Origin of the sequence: Vibrio porteresiae DSM 19223 (assembly GCF_024347055.1) — a bacterium.
Lineage (GTDB): Bacteria > Pseudomonadota > Gammaproteobacteria > Enterobacterales > Vibrionaceae > Vibrio > Vibrio porteresiae.
In genome coordinates, this window is record NZ_AP024896.1 from 1,693,033 (window position 1) to 1,710,061 (window position 17,029).

Genomic DNA, 17,029 nt, shown 5'->3' on the forward strand with positions numbered 1-17,029 from the left:
AGTGGCGATGAAGTACTCATTACCTGCTCACGCCGATGGCGTGCATTTGTGTCTCGATGAACTGCTTCCCTATCAACAACATACGGCGAAGTGGTTACCACCAGCTAAAAGTTTGTGGTCGCAAATGCTTGGGCAGCATCAGAGTCGACAACTTGGACGAGGCATGGATTTCTCCGAAGTGCGCCAATACCAACCGGGGGATGACATTCGTGCCATCGACTGGCGAGTGACGGCCCGTACAGGCAAACCGCACACTAAGCTGTTTACCGAAGAGCGTGAAAAGCCCGTCGTGCTCTATATCGACTTAAGTGCCAGCATGCAGTTTGGTTCCACACTGCTGTTTAAGTCGGTACAAGCCGCGCATTTAGCCTCATTACTCAGTTGGCTAGCTATCGCGCAGAAAGATCGCATTGGTGCGGTTATCGACACTGGCCACAAATTGGTGGAGATCAAACCGACCAGTCGGCAAAAAGGTCCACTCAATATTCTTGCCCAATTGGTGGCCTTGCAAAAAGAGCTGACCAGTGGTCAAGCCGCTGCTGAACACCGTGACATGGCACAAGCGTTTATCGCTTTAAATCGCCTGTGTCCAAAAGGCAGTGAAGTGGTACTCATTAGCGATTTCATTCGCTATCGTTCTGATCTCAAACCATTATTCAATCAATTGCATCGGAGGAATCGAGTTCGCCTGATTCATATTTATGATCCGTTAGAGCAAGGAGAGACCCTTTTTCGCGGAACCGAGCTGGTGACAGACCAAAAAGACGAGCGTTGGCTCAACTTTTCGTTAAATAGTACTCGGAATGGGATCAAAAAAGCCTTTGAATCCCATAAAGAAAAACTAGAATTACTGTGTCAGTCAATGAAGATGGATTATCACGCTCTGTCCAGTGAGAGTCCTTTGCTACAACAACTAGCCGGATAAATACATATGCAGGAAACATCATCAGCACCATTCAAACTCAGTGATTTGCATCTACCCGATGTACCGTCATGGGTACCCCTTGCTTGGGGATGGTGGGCAACAGTCGCCAGTATCGTGGCTGTCTTGGTTATTGTGGTTATGGTTATTCGCTGGAAACGTAAGCGACTTGCGCCGAAGAAAACGGCTCTGCATTTGCTTTCACCATCATTAGGCGCTCAAACGCCTTCGTCTGCCATTGAACTGCTGCGCCAAGCTGCTTTGTGCTACTACCCTCGTGAAGAGATTGCACACCTTACTGGAAAAGAGTGGTATGCCTTTTTAGATGACCAGATTGGACGACCTCTGTTCGTCCCCAACGAAACTCAATGGCAGCAAGCGCTCTATAAAAAACAATCTTCTGTTGATGCTAAAGCGTTAGTCGAAGATTGTTATCAATGGATTAATGATGCTTTGCCGCCGAAGAAAAGGAGACATGTCAGCGTTGGCAAACATTGAATTCGTATGGTGGTGGGCATTTTGCCTACTACCACTTCCGTTACTCGTTTATAAATTTGCACCTTCAGTAAAATCAAAAGCAGCGATTTCGCTGCCCTACCTTCCAACTCAGTCGACCATCGCAGCACCAACCAATGCTTTGGCTAAAGTGCTGGCGATTGCGACTTGGATTTTTCTGATTACCGCTCTGGCTCGTCCTGTATGGTATGGTGCGCCGGTCAACGTCTCTCCTAAACATCGCGACATGATGTTAGTGGTCGATTTGTCTTACTCAATGAGCCAAAAAGACATGCAGCAAGGAGATGATTTTATCGATCGCTTATCGGCTGTAAAACAGGTCCTCAAAGAGTTTGTTGCTAAACGTAAAGGCGACCGACTCGGTTTGATCTATTTTGCTGATCACGCCTACTTACAAACGCCGTTGACCTTCGATTTGCATACCGTTGAAGAGCAAGTTAATCACGCAGTACTTAAGCTTATTGGTACGCAAACCGCGATAGGTGAAGGGATTGGCCTAGCCACGAAAAACTTCATCGATGGCGATGCTCCGCAGCGTGTGATGATTTTGCTCAGCGATGGCAGCAATAACTCCGGCGTGATGGACCCGATAGAAGCGGCAAAAATAGCCAAAAAATATCACACCACCATTTACACCATCGGTGTCGGCGCTGGAGAAATGGTCGTACGAAACTTTTTTGGTTCACAACGAGTCAATACTGCAGAAGACCTAGATGAAAAGACCTTAACCACCATTGCCAAAATGACTGGTGGTCGCTATTTCCGTGCTCGCGATGCCAAGGACTTAGCCAACATCTACAACACCATTAATCAGTTAGAACCGGTGGAAAAAGCCAGTCAGACTTGGCGTCCACAAACAGAGTGGTTTGGCTTACCTCTTGCCATTGCGCTCATGCTTTCTGTGGTTCTGTTTATCGTCAGGAGAAATCATGTCTGATTTTGTTTTTCTCTCTCCTTACTGGCTACTTACCTTATTGCCACTGGGATTGGTGTTAATTTGGCTTAGTTTAAGCCGCACCAAACATACGCTCATCGCGCCTCATCTTGCTAAAGCGATGGGGCTAAGCGTACAAAGTAAACGCAGCCGAACTGTTACCCTGTTGGCGTTAGTCTGGACGTTAGCGGCCGTTGCCTTGGCCGGTCCAAGTTTGCAAAAACAGGCTCGCCCGACTTACAGCAACGGCAGCGCTCGTGTGTTAGTGATGGATATGTCGATGTCACAATACGCCACCGATGTGTCACCTAACCGACTGACTCAGCAACGCTATAAAGCACTCGACCTGCTCAAAGGTTGGCAAGATGGTTATACAGGTCTGGTTGCCTTTGCTGGCGGGGCGTATACCGTCAGCCCGATGACCAGCGATACAGCGACCATTGCCAACTTAGTCCCCAACTTATCTCCGCAGATCATGCCTGCCCCCGGGGCCAATGTGGTTGCGGGGGTGAAAAAAGCCATCGAAATGATGACGAATGCGGGAATGGGTAAAGGCGATATTGTGCTGCTCACCGATGACATCGATAAAGACCAAAGCGCACAGCTCCTCTCTTTGCTTAAAGGCTCGCACTGGAAACTGATGGTGCTTGCCATGGGCACACCGCAAGGCGCTCCGATTCAGTTGAGCGACGGTTCGTTGATGAAAGATGGACAAGGCGATACTATCGTCGCGAAAGTCGACTTCAACACCATGAGTGAACTGACGCACGATCTCGGTGGAGTGTTTGCCCCTTATCGAGGCGACGACCAAGATGTTGCCACCTTGCTTGGCGCAACCCAATCGGTACAAGCGATCCAAGGCAAGAATGGCGCACAAACGGTCACCGAACGCATCAACAATGGCTATTGGTTGCTGTTTCCTGTGGTATTACTGGCGCTATTGCTGTTTCGTCGTGGCGTGCTGTTCATCTTCATCGCCATGGTAGTGCCTATGCTCACCCCAAACCATGCCTACGCCTCCCCGTGGCTAACTCCAGATCAAGAGGGTTATCAAGCCTATCAAAACAAAGACTACAAAGGCGCAGCAGAGCGGTTTCAAGATCCCAAGTGGCTTGGCGCAGCTCGCTACCAAGCGGGAGATTATAAGGGTGCAATCGACGCGTTATCTCAAGTGAAAAATCCCGATGAGAATACGCGTTACAATCTTGCTAATGCCTATGCTCAAGCCAAACAGCTGGATAAAGCGGAAGAACTGTATCAATCGATCTTGAAAGATGATCCGACTAACGCCGATGCAAAGCACAATTTACAGGTGGTAAAGCAGGCCAAAAAGCAACAGCAACAGCAACAGCAACAGCAACAGCAACAGCAACAGCAACAGCAACAGCAAAAAAATAATCCGTCGTCATCGAAAAACAACTCATCGAAACCCAATGAGCAACAAGGCGACAAACATTCGCAGCAAAACCAAAAGCAATCTGGCAAAGGCGATAATAACAACCAAGGTGATCAGCAAGGAGCGCAAAACCAATCCTCTGCCGACCAAGGCAATAAACCGTCTCAGGCAAATAAACAGGGCGACGACCAAGCTAAAGCGGGTCAGAAGTCTGGTCAAGACAAGCAGTCACAAGCCAATAAGGGACAAAAATCTGCTGATAAAGGCTCGAAAAATCAAAGCGATAACCAGCAAAACAGCGCTAATAAACAAGGCAGTAACCAACAAGCCATGCCTTCACCACAAACGGCTCAAGGCGGAGCTAAGCCAAAAGATGGGCAGCAGCAAGCTCAAGCAGACGTAGCACAAAGTAGTTCGGCTAAGGCCGTCGATCCTGAACTGCGTAAATTGGATCAAGTCGAAAGCGTACGTGACCCAAGTCAGCTATTACGTGCGCAGCTCTATCTGCAAGCTCAAGACCAAGATGAAACCGATACGCAAGGTAAGAAGTGGTAATTATGAAATTTCTCTTTTCTCATATAATCAGGATGTTATCGTTACTCACTCTGACATTGGTCAGTGTGAGTGCATTGGCTGATAACTTGTACGCAACGGTCAGCAAAAACCGTGTTGTCCAAAATGAAGTGTTCCAGTTGCAAGTTACGACCGATGGTAAAGCCTCTTCTGATGACATCGACTTTTCGGTGCTCAACAAAGACTTTACGATGGGGCGTCCAAGTTTTGGTACGTCAGTGAGCATTATTAATGGCTCGCGCTCTTCTCAAGCACAGTGGACGGTTTCACTCGCAGCAAAACACACCGGTATCATTACGATTCCAAGTTTTACCTTAAATGGTGCTCAATCACAGGCCATTGCTCTGCAAGTGCAAAAAGATACCAATGCCCCTGCAACGAAAGACCTCGTTGAGGTGACAAGCCAGTTAGATAAAACCACCCTTTATCCCAAAGAGACCGCTCTGCTCAAAGCCCGGTTGATCGTCAAAACCGACCCACGCCGCTTGCAAAGTACCAACATCGAGCCACCAAAAGTCGATGGTATGGAATTGAAATCGGCTGGAGAACCGAAGCAGTACCAAGCAGTGATGAATGGTTTACAAGTCACAGTGGTTGATCAGAACTTTCGTATCACCGCGACCAAACCCGGAACGTTCACTTTAAGTGAACCTAAATTTGAAGGCTCGGTTTTATATGGCAACGATTATGACGGAAGTACCCGCATCGTTTCCTTAAACACCACACCCAAGACCTATCAAATTCACGTTGAACCGCAACCGCAAGATTATAAAGGAGTTTGGCTACCCACATCGCATCTAACGCTGAAACAGCGTTGGACCGATGGGCAAGGTAATCCAATCATCCAAGACACCTTTAAAACTAAGGTTGGCGACTCATTAAATCGTGAAATCACGTTAGAAGTGGCTGGCGTCTCGCAAAATGAACTGCCTGATATCACCATTAATAATCCAACTGATGTGCGTACTTACGCGGAAAAGCCACACTTTAAAACGCTGGATAACGGTGATGTGGTGATGACGCTCAAGCAAGTGGTGATCCCAAGCAAAACAGGTAACCTAGCGCTACCTGGCGTGTCACTGAATTGGTGGAATAGTGAGGCCAAACGCGAGCAAACAGCGACATTGAGTGGACTGACTCTTGCTGTTTCACCAAGCGATAACGCTCAGCCTTTACCAGCAGCGAATCCAGCACCAAGCGCGCCAGCACAGGTAAAAGTGGTCACCCAACAGGACGCAGGCTTCTGGCCGTATCTCACAGGTTTATTTGCTGTGCTTTGGCTTGCCACTTTAGGTTTAGCTTTCTATTGGAAACGAAAAGCTCCGCACGAAACCGTTGTGGTAGAAAAGCCGGTTCAAGCCAGTGCGCAATCACTGACGTTAGAACAGGCCATCGCCGCGAAAAATGGGATTGCCATTAGCCAAGCACTCAGTCAGTGGCGTCAAACAGTCACGCTAACGAGTGAAGAGGAAGCGGAATTAACCCAAGAGAAAAACGCCCTCGACCAAGCGCTCTACTCCAATAAAGGCTCTGATTTAGATGGTAAAGCCCTGCTCGCTCTAATTCGTCGTATTGAAAAGCGCATGAAAAAGAAAGGAAAAACGATCAAACGTGATAGTACTTTGCCGCCGTTGTAAGAGACTGCAGCGATAACATGACCTTAAATGGTTTAATTCACGAAAAGAGAACGGTTCGCCGTTCTCTTTTTTATCTCACCTATGTTAGGGCTAGTCCGTCATTACCCACTCCGTGACCTTGTTCGCTTTCGCAAGGTTTCTCACTAGGCAGAGAGGGACAAAGATTCCATAATGAAGCTCATTATTTCATCATATTGTGGAATGCAATGAAGTTAGTCTGGTTTGCGCTGCTTTGCTTAGTCACCTTGCCTGCAATGGCAGCGGTGGATTGGGTCAAGGTCGATAAATCCAAACGGCGCATGTATCTCTATGAACATGGAGAACCCGTTCGCGAATATCGGATTGCTTTAGGTAAGGAACCTAAAGGACATAAACACCAAGAGGGAGATCAACGTACGCCAGAAGGTCTCTATTACCTTGATAGCATTTCGACTCAAACCCAGTTTTACAAAGCCTTTCATATTAGCTATCCCAATGAACAGGACATCGCCTACGCCAAACTGCATGACCTAGACCCAGGTGGTGATGTCAAAGTCCATGGGTTAAAAAACGGCACAACCGCGCGACCGGAGTTTATTCAGAGTTTCGATTGGACCAACGGCTGTATCGCTTTAACTGATCAGGAGATGGATGAATTTATCTCTCTCGTCCCTGTTGGCACCCCCATCTCTATCGAATGGTAAACGGTTAAATCGGCCGTAGCAGCATATCCAGTTTGGGATGCACCACTCGCCGTTTTACGGTGACCGCATAGTAGTTTTCGTAAACGTTCGGCAGCAGCAAATAGCGTTTTAACACACCATGGTCAAGCTCGTCTTTTACCACCACTTCAGGCATGACTGCCAGCGCCCCTGTATCACGGGTCAACAGACGCAGCATCGCCATGTCGTCTGACTCAGCAATGATCTCCGGCTGCAGCTGATATTGCGCCGCATAAGCATCAAATGCCGCACGCAATGGGTTTTCACCATAAGGCAACACCCACCGACGATGGCGATAGCTAGCACCGAGCTCCTCTTTGAGCTTCAAGTCAGGCGGACCGATAATCGCCACCGCTTGACGAGCAAGCACGCGACTCTGCCAGTTCTGTTTATTCGAACCGCGCACCGGAATATTGGTTAGTGCCACATCCAATTGCAGCTCAGCTAAGGCATTGAGCAGACCGGTTTGACTCATTGATTGCAGTACATAACGACAATCATCTTGATTAATCAGGGGCTGAATAAACTGCTCAATGAAGTTTCTGGAGATGGTTGACAAGATACCAATACGAATTGTTGCCCCTGGTAAGGTCTTACCACTGGTCAATAACGTCTCTAACTCCTCACCATTACGAAAGATTTCTTCCGCATAACTGAGGGCATGATAGCCACTCTCCGTGAGGGTTAACGCGCGACCTTTTCGCACAAAGAGATCCACCCCCATAGATTGCTCTAACTGCTTGATTTGTGAAGAAAGAGCAGACTGAGAGATATGCAACTTCTGCGCCGTCTGGGTCAGGTTACCTTGCTTGGCCACTTGCCAAAAATAGTAGAGATGATGGTAGTTTAGGCGACTCATAATTCTATAAAACAGAACGATAACTAATTTATTATGTATTTTACTTAACGATAACAGACTTACACAATAGGCATCACGTTTTAAAGTGTGAGGTTTGTCATGTATTCTCTGTTTCTGGTGACACCGCTCAAACTGATGTTACTCGGTTTGATTGCGATTTTAGGGTTCACCATCGTTCGTTATAGTTGGGTTGCGTTTAGTGGTGAAGCAGACCGTTCCCGATTCTTGCGTTCGCTTTTGATGACTATTGCAGCCGTTGTATTGGTGATTACAAGTAACCATCTCGTACTTTTCTGGGCAGCATGGGTGGCGGTCAGTTTATCTCTACACCGTTTGATACTGTTTTATCCATTGCGTCCACGAGCTCAGCTTGCTGCGCACAAGAAATTCTTGCTAGCACGCCTGAGTGAATTGCTCTTAGCTATCGCCTTTGCCGCTCTGTACACCCAATACCAAACGCCGTACATCAGCGATATCATCGCGCATTCATCCTTTACTCATAGCACAACAAGCACCACAGTTGCTGCAATCATGCTCGGTCTAGTGGCTTTAATTAAATGTGCTCAGCTACCGATGCACGGCTGGCTTATCCAAGTGGTTGAAGCGCCAACGCCAGTCTCTGCACTGCTGCACGCTGGCATCGTCAACCTGGGTGGTATCTTGCTGCTGTTCTTTGCCCCGATTGTCGCTTCAAGCAGCATTGCTTGCTGGATGATTGTCATTCTTGCTGGCATCAGTACCGTTATCGCCGGACTTGTGAGCACCACGCGTATCAGTGTCAAAGTGAAGTTAGCTTGGTCGACCAGCTCACAAATGGGCTTAATGTTGGTGGAAATCGCACTTGGTCTGTATGAAATGGCGCTGCTGCACCTGTTCGCTCACTCATTCTACAAAGCGTATTCGTTCCTAAACAGCGGCAACACCGTTAACCACTATCTTGCCGCTAAGCTCGCGGGTGAAGTGAAACCTAAGGTTCGCCACTGGTCGATTGCACTGTCTCTTGGGTTAATTCTCTTGGCCATAGCCCAGTGGGAATTCGAGGTCATGACCAGTTTTGCCGCCACCATCTTGGTTTGGTTGGCACTGAGCGCCCTACTGCTGCCGAGTATCACCCGCTTTGACAAAGGCACGCCAGCTCGCTTACTGATATCGCTAGGGTTTGCCATTGCTCTACTAACCCTATACACCACAGCCAAACACCATCTGGGTACGTTAATGGGCTTAGATGCACCGCTGAATCTCGCTGCAGATATCACTGTCGCTTGTTTATTCGTGAGCCTATTTGCCTGCTCTATCGCACTGCAATACTGGCCGCATGTGAGTTGGGTAAAACGTCTGTTTATCTGGCTAAACGCAGGCGCTTACTTAGATGAATGGGCAACCCGCTTAACCTTAAAATTGTGGCCAAGTGAGTCACTTCTCAAACTGCAACACGCGCATTGGCAAGTCGAAACCGAGGTAAAATAATGATTTTAGAAAATATCGCCGTCCCTTTCGCAACGTTAGCTCAACAAGCAGCGCAAACCATCGCTCCAGCTTGGCCTTTAGACCAGTCTGTCGCAGTCAATCCTTGGTGGCCACAACGTCATCAGGCCATTACAGACGTGTTTGCTCAACAAGCTGTTTTAGTTGGCGCGACCGGTTTGATGGATAAAAGTTACTATCAATCGCAGTGGCAGAAACAAATTCAACCACAGCATGTAGAAAAAGCACTGGTCTCGTTAGGCTCTACGCTGAGCAAAGAGCAGGTCATTACTGACTTAGAACGCCCAGAGCAACCTGCACCGCGTTGGAAAACACTCGCTATGTTGCTTGACGACAAAGTGCCCTCGTCGCAAGGTCACTCTTGGGTGCAAGAGATTCAGCAGCAGGTAAGTCAGTTTATTGCTCTGTACCACCAATATCCTGAACGTTTTGATTCCAATGGTAAAAATGGCGAGCACCTTTACCAAAGTTGGCTTGAAGTGGTCACTCGCGACAAAGGTATTCGTACATTACTTGGCGTGGATCTACTGCCTTACTTCGCAAAGCTGCCAAAAGAATTGCTCACCATGCTTGATCTTGCTGGTGATGAGTGGCGCGATGTCTTAGCCGATGAGCAAGGCGCACTGGCATTCGCGCAAGCCTCGCTACATCAGCTTTCTGGCTGGGCAGGATGGCAAGCATGGTTAGATTGGCAAGCCAATTTAGCGAATAAAGAGATTAAAGTCCCTCATGCCTTAGGACTGACAACCATTTTGCTCGCTTGGGACTATGTACTGTGGAAGTGGCTTCAAGCAGAAAAAGCCGATGAATTTAAAACCATCAAACACACATTGGTCGTGCAAGCGAGTCAAGTGAATCATCTGTATGAGCTGGCTAAACAGCAACTTGAACCGCTTTGGGTATGGCAACGTGCGATGGAATTGAGTATTCAAACCGATTGGATTGCTCAAGTGGAACATGTGCAAAAAGCTCAACAACAGACTCGTCCATCAATCCAAGCGGTCTTTTGTATTGATGTGCGCTCCGAGCCGATGCGCCGCGCCCTTGAAGCACAATGCTCAAGTGTGGAAACAATTGGTTTTGCAGGTTTCTTCGGTATTCCGATTGCGTATCAAACTCGCGACGGTAGTATCCTACGCCCCCAATTGCCGGGGCTGTTAGCACCTTCGATTGTTGCTCAGCAAACCCGTATGCGCCCTGAGCGCTGGTTACGCCTGACCAAACTAGGCTGGCAAAACAGCTTAGAAAAACCGTCCTCTAACTTAGGTATGGTTGAAGCAGGTGGCTTGCTTAAATTAGTCAGTCTGTTCAAACGTGTCGTGATGCAAGAAGGGACCGAAAACCCAGTGAACCGCGATGCAAGACCTAACGATCAGTGGGAACTAAAACGCAATCAACTACCGCTGACCGCACAAGAAAAAGCAGAGTTAGGCGCTGGCATTCTTAAAGCGATGGGCTTTAGCCAACGTCTGGCGCCGGTGGTATTGCTCACTGGTCATGGCAGTCAAACCTGTAACAACCATACGTCATCCAGCTTAGATTGTGGTGCGTGTGGTGGACAGACTGGTGAAGTGAACGTCAAAGTCCTTGCCAGCCTGATTAACGACCCTATTGTAAGAGAGCATATGCCAGAGTTTGGCGTCACGGTTCCAGAAGATACCCACTTCTATGCGGCGATGCACAATACCACTACCGATGACTTTATGGTGTTTGATGCACCGTCGGCTCCATGGCGTCAAACGCTGATCAAAGCCAGCGAACAAGCTCGCCACGCTCGCCTGCAGCAATTTGATGGTCCAAGCGCCCCAAGCGCCAACGAAGTGAATCGCTTCTTTAAGCAAAGAGCGACTAACTGGGCACAGATGCGCCCTGAATGGGGTTTATGTAATAACGCAGGTGTGTTTATCGCACCACGCGCACTGACTCGTAACTTAGACTTTGCAGGGCGCGCATTCTTACATGAATACCATGTGGATCAAGACCCAGAGTTTGCTCAACTAGAGCGCATCATGACCGCCCCACTGCTGGTGATGAACTGGATTAACCTGCAGTATTTTGCCTCCGTGACCGTACCAGAAAAATACGGTAGCGGTAACAAACTGCTTCACAATGTGGTGGGTGGTCATATTGGGGTATTTGAAGGTAATGGCGGCGATTTACGTATCGGCTTATCTAATCAATCAGTACACGATGGCAAACAGTATCGCCATCAACCCGTGCGTCTGAGCACCTTTATTCAAGCCCCTAAAGAAGCCATCGAAATGATTATGGCACGTCACCAAGATGTGGCCTCTTTAGTGAACAACGGCTGGTTATTTCTCTACCAAGTGGATGCAGAGCAGCGCATTTGGCAATACGTGAAACACCAGTGGTTACCTGTCACCAATCACAATAATGAGATGGTCAATTAATGACTACGATTGGTTCGATTATTACGGAGATGATTTGTTGAATACGCTTCGACTTAATGCCAACAAGGCACAAGATTTACAACACGCAGCATGCTTACTTGAACAAGGCAAATTGGTCGCATTGCCAACAGAAACGGTTTACGGCTTAGCCGCAGACGCGACTCAACCTGAAGCGGTGAAAGGCATTTTTGCCGCTAAAGGTCGTCCGGCCAACCATCCTTTGATCGTTCACATTGGTGATATGAGTCAATTGAGTGATTGGGCGGCTGATATTCCAGACCAAGCGATTGCTCTTGCCAAAGCATTTTGGCCTGGGCCTCTGACACTATTGCTGCCCAAAGGCGCACAGGCTTCTTCTGTCGTCACTGGTGGATTAGATACGATTGCGATACGCATGCCTGCGCATCCGGTCATTTTATCTATCTTGAAAGAGTACAAACTGGCTGTTGCTGCACCTTCGGCAAATCCATACAAGCAGCTCAGCCCAACCAACGCAGAGCAAGTCATTTCGGGCTTAGATGGAAAAATTGATGCGGTATTAGATGGTGGCGATTGCCTATTTGGTTTGGAATCGACCATCGTCGATTTAACGTCAGAAAACGTACGCGTTTTACGCGCTGGGCCGATTACGGCGCAAGAATTAAGTCAGGTGTTAGAACAACCTGTCGATTACCCCAAACATCACAACATGGCAGTACCTGGTAACGTCGGTAGCCATTATCAACCGAAAACCGTACTTCGCTTAGTGGATAACATAGAACACGCTGTATTTAACCGAGACAAGAACTCAACTTATGCAGTCATACATACGTCAGAGTTGGTGGATGACAATGGAATCGCTTCATTCAAGATGCCATTAGACGCCGCCAGCTATGGCAAAAAGCTTTATCGCTCTCTTGCAGAGGCTGACAAGTTGCAACTTGATGAGATTTGGCTCGAGCGTCCACCGCAAGGGGAGGCGTGGAACGCGGTTAACGACCGTCTCAGTCGCGCAGCTCTACCTTTGTAATGCAGAGCGATACCTATTCTATTTACGATTTCTAAAACGCAACCTTTGTTGTTCATAGCAACACCCCTACAGATTCTGTAGGGGTCTTTTTTTAGGTCAGCGAACACGTTCAAATTGAGTAATTGGCTCTAACCCTTACGGTTTTTCCATACAGTTTGCACGTTACAAAATTCGTACATACCGTGCTCAGAGAGCTCACGACCATAACCACTTTTCTTCACGCCACCAAAGGTAACGCGTGGATCACTCGCGCAAAAACCATTGATAAACACCCCACCACACTCTAATTGTGCAGCCAGTTCTTGTGCATAGGCTTCATCACCGCTGTAGATTGTTGCGCATAAACCAAACTCACTGTCATTGGCGAGTTGAATGGCATGTTGAGCACTTTCTGCAATCGAAATCGCAGCTACCGGGCCAAACATCTCTTCACGAAATGCGGTCATCTCAGGTGTGACGTTAGCTAAAACCGTTGGCTCGTAATAGTTACCCTCACCTTGCAACGGTTTACCACCCGCCAGAACAACAGCGCCTTGCTCGATGGTAGCTTGAACTTGTTGATCCAACTCATCACGCAGATCAAAACGTGCCATTGGGCCGACATAGTTTTCATCTTGTGTTGGGTCACCCATTTTTAATGCATTAACAGCAGTCACAAACTTGTCGGTAAATTCCTGAGCGATAGAAGATTCCACAATAAAGCGTTTGGCTGCTGCGCAAACCTGACCGCTGTTTTGATAGCGTCCAGCAACAGCGGCACGCACCGCTTCATCGATATCAGCATCGGCAAGAACAATGAAAGGATCAGAACCACCCAGTTCCAACACAGATTTCTTCAAAGCCGCTCCCGCTAGTGAGCCAATCACCTTACCCGCACGCACACTGCCAGTGAACGCAACGGCAGCAAGGCGATCATCAGCAATGACTGTTGCGACATCGTCATTGGTTGCATTAATAACAGCAAACGCGCCTTGAATTAGACCAGCACTGCTCAGAATCTTTTCAATTAAATAGGCAGAACCCATCACGTTTGGCGCGTGTTTTAATACATAAGTATTGCCTGCTAAGAGCATCGGCACCGCACCACGCATGACCTGCCACAGTGGGAAGTTCCACGGCATAATACCCAAAATGACACCCAGAGGACGGTATTCCAATACCGCTTGCTGGTTTTCCACCATAGTAGGTTTGGTCGCAAGCATGGCTGGGCCATGCTCAGCATACCAATCACATAGGTTGGCACTTTTGGCAACTTCACCACGTGCTTGGGCAATCGGCTTACCCATTTCACGGGTCATCATTTGTGCCATCTCTTCGCCATGCTCACGAATCGCTTGACCAATATGACGCAAAGTTTGCGCACGCTCAGCGACCGACAAAGCGCGCCATTGACGCTGCGCCTGAACACTGTTTTCCAATGTCTGGATCACTTGCTCTTTGGCATCGAAAGCATAGGTTGCAATGGTTTCACCATTGGCTGGATTAATCGATTTAGCTTGGCTAACTGTAGGGGTCACTTGGGTCATAAAACTTCACTCCTCTTGCGAGTATGACTTGAAACTGGGAGGTATGCTTTTCTTTCGCACCTCATATACGCTCTAGTTTGCCCTTGTCAGACAAAACAAAAAAGTGAATAATTTTGACAAACTTTTTCTCAAAAAGAGAATAACCATGAATCTATCCCAATTAGAAATGTTCAATGCTGTGGCAGAAACGGGCACGATCACTGATGCAGCCAAACGAGTCCATCGGGTTCCCTCAAATGTCACCACGCGCATTCGCCAATTGGAAGCGGATCTTGGTACTGAACTCTTTATCCGCGAAAATCAGCGCCTTCGACTGTCGCCAGCAGGTTACAACTTGTTGGAGTATAGCCATCAAATTTTACAACTGGTGGAAGAGGCCAAAGCGGCTGTTGCTGGCGAAGCGCCAAAAGGTCGCTTGCATCTGGGGTCACTAGAAAGCACCGCAGCAGTGCGCATCCCTCCCCTCCTCGCTCGCTACAATCAAACCTACCCTAATATCCAGTTGGATTTGGTAACGGGCCCATCAGGCACCATGTTTGAACAGGTACTAGAAGGCGAGTTGGCGGCGGCGTTTATTGATGGGCCAATATTGCATCCCGCCATTGAAGGGATGCCAGTATTTAATGAAGAATTGGTTTTGATCACCCCCACCAGCTACACCAAAGTGCATCGTGCTCGCGATGTCACCGGGCATAACATTTACGCGTTTCGCGCCAATTGTTCCTATCGGCGTCACTTTGAAAACTGGTTTTTGGCTGACCACGCTAAACCAGGTAAGATTTATGAAATGGAGTCCTACCATGGCATGTTAGCGTGTGTGATTGCAGGGGCGGGTGTTGCAATGATGCCGTTAAGTCTGCTCGAAACCATGCCCGGTCATGATCAAGTAAAAATACATTCACTGGGGAAAGAGTGGGATCACCTCACCACTTGGTTGATCTGGCGTCGCGGTTCAATGACACCTCAACTAAGGGTTATGGTTGATCTGTTACCGGAATATGCGCATATGATCACCCAATAGTGCTAATAATACGCTCAGCAGATATCAATACGCTTTCATTTATTAGCCATTGATTGATTAGCATAAAAACCCATTTCATAATCAGATTGTTTATGCGACATATTGACTCATAAACAATCTGGTTATTAATCGAGAAAAATCACATTTTATCTCTTACCAACGGCAAATTATTGACACAAATGTCATTAAAATATATGCAATCAATTTATATTAATAGCTTATAAGTTGATGAAATATATCAGGTTAAAAGTCATATCTACTGAGAAAAAAGTCAGCAAACGTTTGCCAACACTCATAATTAAAATAAAATCAAAGAGTTAATCTACAATAAGCTTAATTGTACGGAATTTAACCCATAAGGATTATATTGATTAACAGGTTGGATTGATAAATTACACAGCAACAGCAGGTGTACCAAATACAATAACAGCGTTAGTTGGCAAACTAAGTTACACAAAATATATATCAAAAAGTAACAACGTCAGTGAATAAAAAGGCAGATTACCATCGCCTAATATAATTTGGGTTAATACCCAAAATGAATAACAATAACATACAGCTCTCAGACTTTGATCAGGTAGAAGTGTGCTGACTCAACCTAAGCGCACAAGGAACTACCTGTTTTCTTTTGGCTGTTCTTATAGCTCATCGCACTTTGCTATGACTTCATCACAGCAACCCATCTTGGCAAGATATTACCCACCTCTAATACTACTTATTTCATATATCGACTTTATTTTCATCTAGCATCAACTGATAAACTGATATATTAAAAAGCTCATAATATATCTCATGTGCTTTATTTTTGAGAAAAATCCTATTTACCCAATATCAGGGATATTCTATTTACCACGTTCAAACTACACTGATTAAAGGTAATTATTTTCATTTGTATTTTTAAAGAATGAAAATTGAACCGTAAATTGACATTACAGTAACTTGATTTTGTCTTCGTTAGCAGAAAGCACGTTACTCTACGGCGTACTGTCTATCTATATTGAGTTAGCAGTAATCGGTAATGATGATTATCTCAGCAAATGTCAATTTAATGGCGCTTATATAAAATCAACAAAAACAGAACTGAATGAAGTTGCAACTCGCATTCGTCCGAGAAAGGCATTATTAAGCGAGAGTTTAAATTTCATTGCTTTACAAAGCTGCCGCTTCATCAACTGTCATAGGCATAAAGGTTATATTCAATGGCTCAATCTCAATGTGATCACAAAAATCAGCTTGTTCGTCACCATCGTAGTTGGTGGGATAAGCTCACAGGCGTAAAAGAAGTCTACGTGTGCAAAAAGTGCGGCGCAGTTATCAAGCTTCGCGGCGGTAAAATGACCTCAGATAAAATCGTTTAGTGTTGATGTCACCATCAACGCTCACAGATGTGATATGAGATAACGTGAATTTAAAAAGGCCGGAGCATTGCTCCGGCCTTTTTATTGTGACTATTGGCTAGCGGATTAAGCTTCCACAGGTTTACGCCAGTCATCAGAACCAGAAGTACCTGCGTTAACGTGATCCCAAGTGATTTTACGGTAAGACATAGAAACCGTTAGGTTTTGAGTAAAATCAGATTTCGCTGGATCTTGACAGTGTGGCATCTCACAACGGATATCAACGATAGATGCGTTTTCTAAAGTGGTAGTAAAGAAGTTTTCTTGTTTACCTTCAATAGAAGTGCGGTACCATTTTAGTGTCACAGAAGACATTTTTTCGCCAGAAGCCAATGCGTTGTATAGCAAAGGAACTGCTTTGTTTAGTGATACTGTGAATTGGAATGGTTTGTGAACACGTTGACCTGAAGGCTGACCAGATTGTGGATCAGTTGGTACAGTCACTACGTGGTCGAATTGTTGAACTAGCATTTCATCTTCGTGGCCTTCAACATATGAGTCACCGATTGAATCTGATGTACATGCACCAGCAGTGATTAGACCCTGAGTTTGACCTTCGATAGAGATATAACATGGAGTTGGCATTGCAAATTCCTCTTAAATGATTAGGGTGTGCGCTTTTCGCTACATGCCAACTAAAGA

Annotated in this window: 14 protein-coding genes; 11 read left to right on the forward strand and 3 right to left on the reverse strand. The window is 46.7% G+C overall.

The genetic code is table 11. The annotated features are described in order from the left end of the window. Positions 1 to 7 precede the first annotated feature (7 nt). The 6 genes from OCV11_RS24225 (at position 8) to OCV11_RS24250 (ending at position 6,661) form a co-directional block, all read left to right on the forward strand. Positions 8 to 925 carry a DUF58 domain-containing protein gene (locus OCV11_RS24225; protein ID WP_261897011.1) on the forward strand — a complete coding sequence of 306 codons (918 nt, stop codon included), beginning with the start codon at positions 8 to 10 and terminating at the stop codon, positions 923 to 925. Positions 926 to 931: 6 nt separating this feature from the next. Further along, positions 932 to 1,420 carry a DUF4381 domain-containing protein gene (locus tag OCV11_RS24230; protein WP_261897012.1) on the forward strand — a complete coding sequence of 163 codons (489 nt, stop codon included), beginning with the start codon at positions 932 to 934 and terminating at the stop codon, positions 1,418 to 1,420. Beyond that, on the forward strand, positions 1,407 to 2,375 hold the full coding sequence (locus OCV11_RS24235) for a VWA domain-containing protein (RefSeq protein ID WP_261897992.1): 969 nt from the start codon (positions 1,407 to 1,409) through the stop codon (positions 2,373 to 2,375). Before OCV11_RS24230 ends, OCV11_RS24235 begins: the two co-directional genes overlap by 14 nt. Beyond that, positions 2,368 to 4,323: a vWA domain-containing protein gene (locus tag OCV11_RS24240; protein ID WP_261897013.1), complete on the forward strand. Its 1,956-nt coding sequence runs from the start codon at positions 2,368 to 2,370 to the stop codon at positions 4,321 to 4,323. The genes OCV11_RS24235 and OCV11_RS24240 overlap by 8 nt, the downstream gene beginning before the upstream one ends. Before the next feature lie 2 nt (positions 4,324 to 4,325). Continuing rightward, a complete protein-coding gene (locus tag OCV11_RS24245; protein ID WP_261897014.1) occupies positions 4,326 to 5,978 on the forward strand; it encodes a BatD family protein in 1,653 nt (550 codons plus the stop codon). A 206-nt stretch (positions 5,979 to 6,184) separates the two neighbouring features. Beyond that, the gene (locus OCV11_RS24250; RefSeq protein ID WP_261897015.1) at positions 6,185 to 6,661 is read left to right on the forward strand and encodes a L,D-transpeptidase family protein; all 477 of its coding nucleotides are present in this window, start codon (positions 6,185 to 6,187) and stop codon (positions 6,659 to 6,661) included. 4 nt (positions 6,662 to 6,665) lie between these two features. Here OCV11_RS24250 and OCV11_RS24255 read toward each other — a convergent pair whose 3' ends face one another. Beyond that, positions 6,666 to 7,538, reverse strand: a complete 873-nt coding sequence (locus OCV11_RS24255; protein WP_261897016.1) for a LysR family transcriptional regulator — start codon at positions 7,536 to 7,538, stop codon at positions 6,666 to 6,668. Positions 7,539 to 7,637: 99 nt separating this feature from the next. Here OCV11_RS24255 and OCV11_RS24260 point away from each other — a divergent pair, with 99 nt between their 5' ends. Genes OCV11_RS24260 through OCV11_RS24270 form a run of 3 tightly spaced genes read left to right on the forward strand, consistent with a single transcriptional unit; the run spans position 7,638 to position 12,443 of the window. Further along, on the forward strand, positions 7,638 to 9,005 hold the full coding sequence (locus tag OCV11_RS24260) for an NADH-quinone oxidoreductase subunit L (RefSeq protein WP_261897017.1): 1,368 nt from the start codon (positions 7,638 to 7,640) through the stop codon (positions 9,003 to 9,005). Then, positions 9,005 to 11,434, forward strand: a complete 2,430-nt coding sequence (locus OCV11_RS24265) for a DUF2309 domain-containing protein (protein WP_261897018.1) — start codon at positions 9,005 to 9,007, stop codon at positions 11,432 to 11,434. Before OCV11_RS24260 ends, OCV11_RS24265 begins: the two co-directional genes overlap by 1 nt. Further along, a complete protein-coding gene (locus tag OCV11_RS24270; RefSeq protein WP_261897019.1) occupies positions 11,418 to 12,443 on the forward strand; it encodes an L-threonylcarbamoyladenylate synthase in 1,026 nt (341 codons plus the stop codon). The genes OCV11_RS24265 and OCV11_RS24270 overlap by 17 nt, the downstream gene beginning before the upstream one ends. A 128-nt stretch (positions 12,444 to 12,571) precedes the next feature. On the opposite strand, the gene OCV11_RS24275 is transcribed toward OCV11_RS24270, so the two are convergent. Beyond that, positions 12,572 to 13,969: an aldehyde dehydrogenase family protein gene (locus OCV11_RS24275; protein WP_261897020.1), complete on the reverse strand. Its 1,398-nt coding sequence runs from the start codon at positions 13,967 to 13,969 to the stop codon at positions 12,572 to 12,574. A 145-nt stretch (positions 13,970 to 14,114) separates the two neighbouring features. Here OCV11_RS24275 and ptrR point away from each other — a divergent pair, with 145 nt between their 5' ends. Together ptrR and OCV11_RS24285 are read left to right on the forward strand one after the other, a co-directional pair. Then, positions 14,115 to 14,990: a putrescine utilization regulator PtrR gene (gene ptrR, locus OCV11_RS24280; protein WP_261897021.1), complete on the forward strand. Its 876-nt coding sequence runs from the start codon at positions 14,115 to 14,117 to the stop codon at positions 14,988 to 14,990. Between the two features lie 945 nt (positions 14,991 to 15,935). Next, complete coding sequence (locus OCV11_RS24285) at positions 15,936 to 16,268, forward strand: hypothetical protein (RefSeq protein ID WP_261897997.1); 333 nt, start codon at positions 15,936 to 15,938, stop codon at positions 16,266 to 16,268. A gap of 185 nt (positions 16,269 to 16,453) precedes the next feature. Here OCV11_RS24285 and OCV11_RS24290 read toward each other — a convergent pair whose 3' ends face one another. Further along, a complete protein-coding gene (locus tag OCV11_RS24290; protein WP_261897022.1) occupies positions 16,454 to 16,972 on the reverse strand; it encodes an Hcp family type VI secretion system effector in 519 nt (172 codons plus the stop codon). Positions 16,973 to 17,029 lie beyond the last annotated feature (57 nt).

What these genes read in the sequence shown, in the direction of transcription:
- OCV11_RS24265 (WP_261897018.1), top strand. Translation starts at nt 9,005, where the DNA reads ATGATTTTAGAAAATATCGCCGTCCCTTTCGCAACGTTAGCTCAACAA.
- OCV11_RS24245 (WP_261897014.1), top strand. Translation starts at nt 4,326, where the DNA reads ATGAAATTTCTCTTTTCTCATATAATCAGGATGTTATCGTTACTCACT.
- OCV11_RS24270 (WP_261897019.1), top strand. Translation starts at nt 11,418, where the DNA reads ATGAGATGGTCAATTAATGACTACGATTGGTTCGATTATTACGGAGAT.
- ptrR (WP_261897021.1), top strand. Translation starts at nt 14,115, where the DNA reads ATGAATCTATCCCAATTAGAAATGTTCAATGCTGTGGCAGAAACGGGC.
- OCV11_RS24290 (WP_261897022.1), bottom strand. Translation starts at nt 16,972, where the DNA reads ATGCCAACTCCATGTTATATCTCTATCGAAGGTCAAACTCAGGGTCTA.
- OCV11_RS24230 (WP_261897012.1), top strand. Translation starts at nt 932, where the DNA reads ATGCAGGAAACATCATCAGCACCATTCAAACTCAGTGATTTGCATCTA.
- OCV11_RS24255 (WP_261897016.1), bottom strand. Translation starts at nt 7,538, where the DNA reads ATGAGTCGCCTAAACTACCATCATCTCTACTATTTTTGGCAAGTGGCC.
- OCV11_RS24260 (WP_261897017.1), top strand. Translation starts at nt 7,638, where the DNA reads ATGTATTCTCTGTTTCTGGTGACACCGCTCAAACTGATGTTACTCGGT.
- OCV11_RS24225 (WP_261897011.1), top strand. Translation starts at nt 8, where the DNA reads ATGAAGTACTCATTACCTGCTCACGCCGATGGCGTGCATTTGTGTCTC.
- OCV11_RS24250 (WP_261897015.1), top strand. Translation starts at nt 6,185, where the DNA reads ATGAAGTTAGTCTGGTTTGCGCTGCTTTGCTTAGTCACCTTGCCTGCA.
- OCV11_RS24275 (WP_261897020.1), bottom strand. Translation starts at nt 13,969, where the DNA reads ATGACCCAAGTGACCCCTACAGTTAGCCAAGCTAAATCGATTAATCCA.
- OCV11_RS24240 (WP_261897013.1), top strand. Translation starts at nt 2,368, where the DNA reads ATGTCTGATTTTGTTTTTCTCTCTCCTTACTGGCTACTTACCTTATTG.